Below are 10180 nucleotides of genomic sequence, written 5' to 3' on the forward strand. Positions count from 1 at the left end.
GGCGGGTAACTGTCCCAAACAGCCGAAAAAAGCAGCAACCTACAAAGAAAGGAATCAAAAAAATATGAAAAAGAAAGAAGTATTACTGAGATTAGGAGCAATGGCAATGATCGCAGCGCTTGGAATCGCACCAGTTACATCAGGCATTTCTGCCATGGCAGCGACTTCTACCGTATCAACCAATAATACCGCGACAAAAAATGATCTGGCAAATGCGGATATTGTGGATGAATCCAGGACAGGATCGATCACCATTAAAAAGTATGACATCACAGCGGCGGAAGCAGCCGGTGACTACAAAGCCGGTACATATAAGGCAACTGGTGAGCAGGATAGCAAAGTGGAAAATGCACTTTCCGATTATGCAATCGAAGGGGTGCAGTTTTCTTATTTGCGCGTGGGAAATGTAGAAACGCACAGTGTCAATAACGGAACAGATACAGAGATCAAACTGGTGTATGAGATCCCGGAAAAACTGGCATCCATTCTTGGCTTGTCAAAAGCAGATGTGGTGGATATGACTTCTGAAAAAGAGGCGCATCCATGCCATAACAAAGGGGTATATCATTATACCAGCCAGCAGATTTCAGATGCACTGGCAGACATTCTGAAAGCAGATAATGTAGCTGCAAAGAATGCGCTGGAAAGTTATCTGTATGATTATGGAACCATGGATTCTACCACAGACCAGACCGCGGCGGAAGGTGTGGTGAACATGCCAAAAACAGATAAGACAGGTACTACGACAGCGAAAGATCTGGAGCTTGGATTATATTTGTTTGTGGAGACAGAAACACCAGAAAATGTAGTAGAGACCGTCAATCCATGGTTCGTCCAGCTTCCATTTACGAATGAAAGCGCACAGACAAGCACCGATGGAGTGACCTATGGAACAGAAGGCAGCCATAATGAAGATGGCGTGACAAATTCTGGTTCTGCAGAGGGAACAAAGGCACATACATCCGGCGGTGAGCAGTGGTTATATGACATGACAGTCTACCCGAAGAATCAGACCGGAAATCCGACACTGGATAAAAGTGTAAGAAACGCTTACAGCAATACTGTTTCTGCAAAAGCGGATGTTGTATCAGGTACAGATAAAAATGGAACCGTACATAAAGGCAGTGACTATGTATCAAAAAATAATTCGGAATCACTGGTCGTTTATAACAAAGACACCAACGCAAAGAATACGGCAGATACTTCCGATGCAGCGTATGTAGCCAACAGAGGCGGTTATACGGCAGATGGTGTTACCGCCGGAAAAGGCGGAGCCGGTTACAGTGAGGATTTTTCGTACAGGGATACAACGACAGCATCAGAAGGAGATGTCCTGGATTATATCCTTGTATCAAAGCTCCCGCATATCAGTTCCAAAGCGACCTTCCTGAGCGAGTATACCTTTACAGATACTTTGGCAAAAGGGATTTCTTATAATAAGGATGTTAAGATCGCTTTTTATGACAAGGCGGAGGATGCGAATGCCAATAATACCCAAAATGCAGTGCTTTTGTGGAACCTTGCATCTGATGACTATTCACAGAAATATGTGGATGTATCAGTAGAGGATCCAAATACCGGAGCGGTGACAACAAACGGGGAAACCCGGCTGAAAGTGACCATGACAGAGGATGGCCTGGGTGTGATCAATGGTTCTGGTACCAATAATCCGGAAGGAAAAGAGAACCTGGATGGCCTGTCGGATTACTATATGGTTGTGTATTATACTGCAACTGTCCATTCCGATGACTCTGTGATCCTGGGTGATGAAGGCAACCAGAATAATGTTGACCTGATCTGGAGCAGAACATCCGATGGATATTACAATATGCTGGAGGACCGCAATTATGTCTATTTTTATGGACTGGATCTGACCAAGACATTCAGTGATAATAAGGGAAAATTTGAAAACGTACAGTTCAAACTGTACAACAGCACAGATGCTTATTATGTGGTTGCAGAAAAATCCGCAGAGGAAGATGGAGTCTATTATGTCACCGGAAAAACCACCGATGAGTCCAAAGCAACAAGTTTTGTCCCGAATGCTGACAGCGGAAAGCTGCTGGTGAAAGGAACAGAAGCAGATAAGTACCAGCTGACAGAAGTTGCGACCGATGACGGTTATAATCTTCTGAAAGACCAGATCGTGATCGATATCTCTGCAACTGACAGGGATGTGATCGCATCTGTTGCAGGTGTGACCGGAATGGATGCAGCTGCAGTCGAAAAGATCGTGAAAAATTATCATGGTGGCATTTATGATGAAAATGGAAATCTGGTCAGCAGTCAGCTGGATGAACTGACCGGAGACCTTGCAGGCGGACCAAACATGGAAAACGCAAATGGACGTACCATCGGAAAGACAGATCTGTACGTTGGCGCGATCAAAAAGGCATCTGCCACAGTAGACCAGATCGAAGCAAACATGACAACAGAAGATGGATCTGAGCATGCATCCGTCCTTCTGACAGTGAACAATACCAAAGGCTTCCTTCTCCCACAGACGGGTGGAAAAGGATTATATCTGGTAACGATCGTGGGTGCGATCACTGTTGCCGGTGGCTGTTATCTTGTGAGCCGCAAGAAAAAACTGGATATCGAAATTGATGAATAAACGGATCAAAGGAGCCGGGCAGGGAAAACTGCCCGGTTTTTATGCATGCCGGGAAAAGGATAGAAAAAGCAGTATGGGTAAGAAAAAACAAATGATCCTGGCGGTCTTACTGGTATGTATCGGTGTCACATGTATGTTGTATCCATGGTTCAGTAACTGGCTGTATTCCAATTCTATTGATTCCCAGGTTGAAGTATATGAAAAGCAGACAGAAAATACAGATCAGGCAGAATTAGAAGATATCCTGCAGAAAGCAAAGCTGTATAACCAGAAGCTGGCACAAAGCAGGGTGGCATTGACAGATCCCTTTGAGTTGGTGGATGCAGGCAGGGAAAATGATATTTCCTATGAGTCCACCCTGGATTTGGATGGTTCCGGACTGATGTGTTTTGTAGAGATCCCGAAAGTGGATGTTTACCTGCCTGTCTATCATGGCACATCCACGGAAGTCTTGAAGAAAGGTGCCGGGCATCTGGAAGGTTCTGCACTGCCGGTTGGCGGCATTGGGAACCGCCCGGTGATCTCAGCACATACCGGAGTCAATGCGTCAAAAATGTTCAGTGATTTGACGGAACTGGAAGAAGGGGATCTGTTCTTTATCCATGTGTTGGATGAAGTTCTGGCATATCGGGTTTGTGAGATTCAGGTGATCCTGCCGGAAGATACTAGCAGCCTTGTGGCTGATAATGGAAGAGATCTGGTATCTCTGCTTACCTGTACCCCGTATGGCGTTAATACGCACCGCCTGGTGGTGACCGGGGAACGGACGGAGTATTCTGATCCGGTTTTAGCAGAGGCACAGGAGGAATGCAAAGCTACCGGTGAGTCACAATGGATGCAGGCATACAAAAAGGCATTGATGATCAGTGCATTCAGTATCCTGGCAGTCAGTGGTTCGGTAAAGGGATACCACCTTGTCAGAAGAAAGAGAAAAAGCAGATGAAGAAAAGAACAAAGAAACACAGATATCAGGAAGGGAAAGTAATCGGGATTCTTGCGATGCTAGTCGGAGCTTTGATCATATGTTATCCGGATATCCGGGAACATCAGACGGAACAGGCAAATACAAAACTGATTGAGGAATTTGAGGAAAGGCTGCAGAAAAGCGTTACAAATCCCAAAGGTGAAGATACGGGATCCGGACAGGATGATCGGTCTGATACAGACGGTATCATAGCAGGGACAGAGGATCTGTTGATGCAGGGACAAGAGTATAACCGGAAACTGTATGAGGAAGGACAGAAAACATTTCAGGATGCCTGGTCAGTGGAGCAGGCACCAGACGGAATGAAAGAATTGAAAGACGGGATGTTCGGTTATATTGAGATCCCGGCCATGGACTGCCGGTTGCCTTTGTATGTTGGCGCTTCTTACAGCCATATGGATCAGGGAGCAGCGGTTCTTGGTGAGACATCCATCCCGATTGGTGGCATAAATACGAATAGTGTTATCGCAGGTCACCGTGGTTGGAAAAAAGGAAGATATTTTAAAGAGATTGAAAATCTGTCAGCAGGTGATCCGGTCTATCTTACCAATCCATGGGAGAAGTTGACGTATCGGGTGGAGTCTGTCGCTATCATTGCACCGACAGACAGTGAAAAGTTAAAGATCCAGGAAGGGAAAAATATGGTGACGCTTATCACCTGCCATCCATACCGTTCCCATGGAAAACAACGATATGTTGTATATTGCGTCAGGGATACAACAACTTCTGGTACAGAACAAATGGAAGCGGGTACAAAATGGCAGAATCAGAAACAGCAGATGGCAGACCAGCAGGCAGTGTCCTCTAAGGAGGATATCCGGATGGAAGATCTTACAAGGAGAATATGTGCAGTGTTGATTTTAGGATGTGCGCTTATTGCGTTTATCAGTAATCGGAAACTCAAGAAACGGGAAAGGAGTGAGAAAACAGGATGAAAAAGAAAGTATTACAGCGGATCGCAGTGATGATGACAGCTTTGGCAGCTGTATGTTTGTTGCTTGCTCCGGTTGATTCAAAAGCGGAAAAAACAGGGAAAGCATCCATGACCTGGAAGGTGGTGGAGCAGGATGATGGAACCGGGAATACCCTAATCGATGAGCCAAAGATCGCATCCAATTATACCGGACTGGTTGAAACTGAAAACGGGATCTTCTGGGTGGTAAATGGAACGATCAGCAAAAGCAAGACAGATATCGTAAAAGATACGATCGGAGTCACACCGGATGCCGGATGGCTATATATCATCAATGGGGCATTTGATTCTACACAGGATACCGTTGCCAAAAATGCAAATGGCTGGTGGAAGATCCGAAACGGTCTGGTTGATTTTAACTATATTGGACTGGCCAGTAATGCAAACGGCTGGTGGTATATCCAGGATGGCAAGGTGAATTTTGACTATAACGGTGCCGCACAGAATGAAAATGGTATCTGGTATGTAAAAGGCGGAGCCGTAGATTTCAACTTCAATGGTGCTGCTTATGGATATTATTTCACTGGCGGTAACGCACAGTAATCAGAAAGGAGGCATGGAGTCGGATGAAAAAAATGAATCGAATCTTAAATATCCTGCTCATCTGCGGATTAGGGATTCTGTTGTTTTTCGGCATCGGGTTGATCACAACAAGGGCAATGGCGGCGGAGCCGGAAACAAAACCATATTATACGGTTTCAGTGGCAGACGTGGATCATGGAACCGTTGCATTGGACGACGATGTCAGTCTGATCCCGGGAGGGCAGATTTGTATGCAGATCACAGCGGAGGAAGGGTACCGGTTAGCAATATTGGATGTGCGTGATGCATCCGATACATTACTGGATCTCACTGACCAGGATGGGAACAAGATCACACAAGCTGAATATCCAGATCAGGTATATTTCGAGATGCCGGAATCCAATGTGACGGTTATGGCACAGTTTGTTTCTGAGACTGTGAATGAAAACGACTCAGAGGAAAACACAGATGATGTATTGTCAATGATCGGGGCAGATATACCACTGGCGGTTTCCATGAATGGAGAGGAACGCATGATGGCAAGGGCGGCAGCCAGTGGAACGCTGAATAAAGCACAGAACCTGTTTGCGTGTTATCACAAAGATGGCAGTTTTGATTGTACCGAATCTCTGCTGACACTGAATAATCAATGGGTGTGGTGTATCGAACCGTCCATCAACATCGGTTCTGCAGGTGGAAATTATACCTTAGGGTATAACGGAAATGCGGCACAGTGGCTCAAAGATAAATATGGTTGGAGTTATTCAAAGACTAATAACTTAACGAAAGCAGTATACCTTGCAAAAAATTATTTTGGCAGTGACGGGTACTGTAATTATGTACTGGTACAGGATCTGATCTGGTCAGAAATCAAAGAATCTGAAAGTGCAAGAGATGCAGGACGTTATGTACTGACCGATGGTGCACATAAGACCACTCATAAATGTGGCCATCTTGACAACAAGGCAAAAGTCGATGCAGCAATCGCTGATATATGGTCAAAGTTTTTCAATTATAACAAACTTCCGTCTTTTAATGGATGGACGGTCTATGCTACAGCGGGTCAGTCTTACTGGTTGAAAGATACCAACAACGTGGTAGGTGATACCTCATTTATCAATCCGTCAAATGTAGAGGTGACCAGAGGATGGGATGGTTCCAACAACGGGATCTGGATCAAATCAGATGCTAATATGGCAGGAAAGTCCATTAATATCAATTATTACAAGAATGCGATCCCGAACAGCAGCGAACCGGTATTGATCTACATCAGAAGCGGATATCAGGCGGTCAGTGCGTGGAATAACGCGATCACACCGACCTATGGAAGCATCCGGGTGGTGTTTTCACGAACATCTTATTTGAAAGCACACTATAAGGCACGAACTGCAGTATATCCAAGTATGGAACTGGATATCAATAAAACAGATGCAGATACCGGCGAAGTGTTAGAAGGTGCGGTATTTGATATCTATCTTGACAATACCAAGGTATCCAGTGTCACCACAGATAAAAATGGAAAGGCAGCTTATCAGTGGAAAGGGGATGCGGTATGGTCTGATTATGTTGAGGCATCCAGGGATGTCCTGGATTATAAAAACTGGTCAGCAAAATATGCGGAAGCCAAAAAGGAAGTGACCGATGCATTACCGGCAAAGGCGGAAGCCTTAAAATCGAATACAAAGCATACCTGGAAGGTGGTCGAAGTCAAAGCACCGGATAAATACGAACTGAATGAAGAGGTCTGGGAACAGACTTTTGACCTTACGACCAAAGCGGTTGAGATTTCTTATACGGATGAGCCGTCCACCGGATATCTGAAACTGAATAAGGTATCTGCTGACAGTTCCTTAAATCCGGAAAATGGATACTACAGCCTTAAAGGTGCGGTATATGGCGTGTACGAAAGCAAAAAGGATGCATCTGAGGATAAGAACCGGGCAGCAACGCTGACAACGGATGAAACCGGAACTTCTAATACGGTAGAACTTGTCCGGGGAACTTATTATGTAAAAGAAATGAAAGCATCAAAAGGCTATAAATTGTGCGATGGCAGCCAGCAGGATGGGGCTGATGAACTTGGCATCCATACAGTGGAAGTCAAGGCAAAAGAGACCAATACTTTCACCTGTAAAGAAGAACCATGGAAAGGCTCCATTACCATTTATAAGAAATCAACAGATGGAGGAAGAAAACCTCTGCAGGGCGTAACCTTTAAAATGGTTGGAGAGACAGACGGTGATACTTATACAGCTATTACCGATACGGATGGAAAGATTGTATGGGATCAGTTGTTTGCACAGAAATATGTGATCACAGAAGTACAGACCGTAGATGGCATGTCCCTGTTGAAAGATAATCTGGAAGCAGATCTGCCAATGCAGATGACATTAGAGGAGATTGATGCGAATGGAGCAGATATCAGTCAGGCTGTTTATGAGGAAGCAACCGGGGAATACTGTTTCTATCATCTGACTTTTACGATCGACAACTCCGCAAATTTTGAAATGCCGATCACCGGCGGACATCCACAGCAGATGCTGCTTTTGTTTGCAATTTCCGGTGGAATGGTCGCTGCAGGACTGCTCTTATACAGAAAAAAGAGCAGAGCATAAAATCACGATACAAAAAGAAAGAATAAGAATACATAAGCGTCTGTGGTGTGAGCTGCAGGCGCTTGTTTTCACAGGAGGAAAAAACAATGTACCATAAAATATTTTTAGCAGTCATTTTAATGTTGTCCGCATTAAATGCTTTTGTATTCTGGTGCTGCATCCGGATGGGTGCCAGAGAAGATAAACGGATGGGGATCAAAGACCGGGATTGCAGGTTTGGATCTACCGGGGGAACACACTATGAGCAGAAGCGTATGTAATGATCCGAAAAGCTGTATTCCGGGAGCGGATTACCGAAAGAGTAAACCGGCATCCTGCACGTTTTGTTACTGGTGGATGGGACAAAAACAGGGCTGTGGGAATGAGGAATGTTTTTATCTGATCAGAAAGAAGCGGGAATATGCCAAGCCAGATAAAAAGCCAAGCTGTGCGGGCTGCCCGTATGGCAGGCATGCCCCTTGTATCGGATATTGCATGGACCGATTGTTAAAGGAGATGAGAGCAAACGATGAAGGAATTAATGAAAGTCAATTTCGGGGAAGATAAGATGACGGTCTCTGCCAGGGAACTTCATGAATGCTTGGGAATCAAAACAAGATTTACCACATGGATGGAGCGGATGCTGGAGTTTGGTTTTGTAGAAACAGACTACGAAAAGTGCTTCCCAAATTTGGGAAGCGGTTTTAACGGCGGGCAGAATCTGGTTGATTATCAGATCAGTGTGGATATGGCAAAGCAGATCTGTATGGTACAGAAAAATAAACTTGGTCGCTTGTACCGTCAGTATTTCCTTGATCTGGAAAAAGCATGGAACACACCGGAACAGGTTATGCGCCGGGCATTGCAGATGGCAAAAAAATCAGAGGAAGAATTGAAACAGAAGTGTAACATGCTTGGATCAGAGGTCATCAAACAGCAGGCGATGATAGAAGAGATGGCACCCAAGGTCAGCTATCTGGATGAGATCCTGCAGTGTCCGTCTTTGGTGCTGACTACACAGATTGCCAAAGACTACGGTTACAGTGCCCGGGCATTCAATCAACTACTCCATCATTATAATATCCAATACAAGGCAAATGACCAGTGGGTGTTATATGCAGCCTATCAGGGAAAAGGATATGTACATAGCACGACGTATTCCGTAAAAAGCGGAAATGAGATCATCCGCATCCGGATGCAGACGGAATGGACGCAGAAGGGCAGGAGATTTCTATATGATTTTTTGAAAAAGGAAGGGATTGTACCAATGATCGAAAGGGGGAACACAAATGCAGGAGGAAGTAAATGAGAAAGTGGTTGGACTGTGTATCAAGGCAACCCATATGAGCAGTGATGTGTTAAAAGCAGCCATGCGGAAATATCTGTATGAGCACAGGCAGAGTAAACAGATGAGCCGGATGAACCGCAAGGAGCAGTCTGTACCAACCGGGAAGCAGTCCTTAAAAGATCTGCTCAAGCAGGGTGCAGAGCTGAGCAATATTCCGGTCACAGAGAAAAATATCAAAGACTTTGACCGGGTAGCCAGAAAGTATGGGATTGATTACAGCTTAAAACGGGATAAGTCTAAGACACCGCCGGAATATCTGGTATTTTTTAAAGCCCGAGATGCCGAAGTAATGACCGCGGCATTTAAAGAATATGCTGGGGTCACATTGCGGAAGAAAAGCAAACCGTCTCTTGTACAGAAATTGCAGACCTACAGAAAGAGGGCTGCACAGAAGCACCGGGAAAGAACCAGACAGCGTCAGAAAGACCGGGGGCAGTCACGATGAGATCCGGTCAGGGAATAAGTATAACAAAAAGGATTCTGCCGGTGATTCCTTACGTCGTCCTGTTTTATGTGGCAGATAAACTGGCGTGGCTGTTTCACTATTGCAGGGGACCAAACCTGCTTGGCAGAATTCTTGTATTGCTGCAGAATTATAAACTGGCATTTTCCAATCTGCAGCCAAGCTGGCAGCTTATGGATCTGGAAGCCGGGGCAGTAACCGTATTGGTCATAAGACTGATCGTATTGTATCGCAGAAAGAATGCAAAAAAATTCCGACCAGGTACAGAATATGGTTCGGCAAGATGGGGAACACCAAAAGATATTGCACCCTACATGGATCGGAAATTTGAAAATAATATCATCCTTACCAAGACGGAGCGGCTGACCATGAACAGCCGCCCAAAGAATCCAAAGTACGCCAGAAATAAAAACGTGCTGGTGATTGGTGGTTCCGGTTCTGGAAAGACAAGGTTTTATGTAAAGCCGAATCTTATGCAGATGGGAAAGAAAGTCAGTTATGTTGTCACAGATCCGAAAGGCACTATCATAGAGGAATGCGGGAACATGCTGATCCGTCATGGATACAAGCTTAAAGTCATCAATACGATCAATTTTAAGAAGAGCATGCACTACAATCGTGCGACTTGTTCGCCGCTGAAAAGGCGGCGCACAGCGCTGTTTCAATCAGTTCTGTGAACTG

The 10180-nt window shown here is 45.0% G+C and carries 10 protein-coding genes; all 10 read left to right on the top strand.

From position 1 onward, the window contains the following. Positions 1-64: 64 nt before the first annotated feature. A complete protein-coding gene (locus Q0I54_RS08740; protein WP_288617627.1) occupies positions 65-2614 on the top strand; it encodes a SpaA isopeptide-forming pilin-related protein in 2550 nt (849 codons plus the stop codon). Further along, positions 2607-3557 (top strand): class C sortase, encoded by a 951-nt coding sequence (locus Q0I54_RS08745; protein WP_288617626.1) that lies wholly within the window; start codon positions 2607-2609, stop codon positions 3555-3557. The genes Q0I54_RS08740 and Q0I54_RS08745 overlap by 8 nt, the downstream gene beginning before the upstream one ends. After that, positions 3554-4534 (top strand): class C sortase, encoded by a 981-nt coding sequence (locus Q0I54_RS08750; protein WP_288617623.1) that lies wholly within the window; start codon positions 3554-3556, stop codon positions 4532-4534. The genes Q0I54_RS08745 and Q0I54_RS08750 overlap by 4 nt, the downstream gene beginning before the upstream one ends. Further along, positions 4531-5115, top strand: coding sequence for a hypothetical protein (locus Q0I54_RS08755; protein ID WP_288617621.1), 585 nt, complete (start codon positions 4531-4533; stop codon positions 5113-5115). Before Q0I54_RS08750 ends, Q0I54_RS08755 begins: the two co-directional genes overlap by 4 nt. Positions 5116-5138: 23 nt before the next feature. Beyond that, entirely contained in the window at positions 5139-7709 is a 2571-nt protein-coding gene (locus tag Q0I54_RS08760) for a collagen binding domain-containing protein (RefSeq protein WP_288617619.1), read from the top strand. An 86-nt stretch (positions 7710-7795) separates the two neighbouring features. Then, entirely contained in the window at positions 7796-7969 is a 174-nt protein-coding gene (locus Q0I54_RS08765) for a hypothetical protein (RefSeq protein ID WP_288617618.1), read from the top strand. Further along, positions 7950-8255 (top strand): hypothetical protein, encoded by a 306-nt coding sequence (locus Q0I54_RS08770; RefSeq protein WP_288617616.1) that lies wholly within the window; start codon positions 7950-7952, stop codon positions 8253-8255. Before Q0I54_RS08765 ends, Q0I54_RS08770 begins: the two co-directional genes overlap by 20 nt. Beyond that, positions 8218-8997 carry a phage antirepressor KilAC domain-containing protein gene (locus Q0I54_RS08775; protein WP_288617614.1) on the top strand — a complete coding sequence of 260 codons (780 nt, stop codon included), beginning with the start codon at positions 8218-8220 and terminating at the stop codon, positions 8995-8997. The genes Q0I54_RS08770 and Q0I54_RS08775 overlap by 38 nt, the downstream gene beginning before the upstream one ends. Then, positions 8978-9481: a PcfB family protein gene (locus Q0I54_RS08780; protein WP_288617612.1), complete on the top strand. Its 504-nt coding sequence runs from the start codon at positions 8978-8980 to the stop codon at positions 9479-9481. Before Q0I54_RS08775 ends, Q0I54_RS08780 begins: the two co-directional genes overlap by 20 nt. Next, entirely contained in the window at positions 9478-10176 is a 699-nt protein-coding gene (locus tag Q0I54_RS08785) for a type IV secretory system conjugative DNA transfer family protein (protein ID WP_353886667.1), read from the top strand. The genes Q0I54_RS08780 and Q0I54_RS08785 overlap by 4 nt, the downstream gene beginning before the upstream one ends. Positions 10177-10180 lie beyond the last annotated feature (4 nt).

It is taken from the genome of uncultured Eubacterium sp. (assembly GCF_934295145.1).
In the GTDB taxonomy this organism is placed as follows: domain Bacteria; phylum Bacillota; class Clostridia; order Lachnospirales; family Lachnospiraceae; genus Eubacterium_I.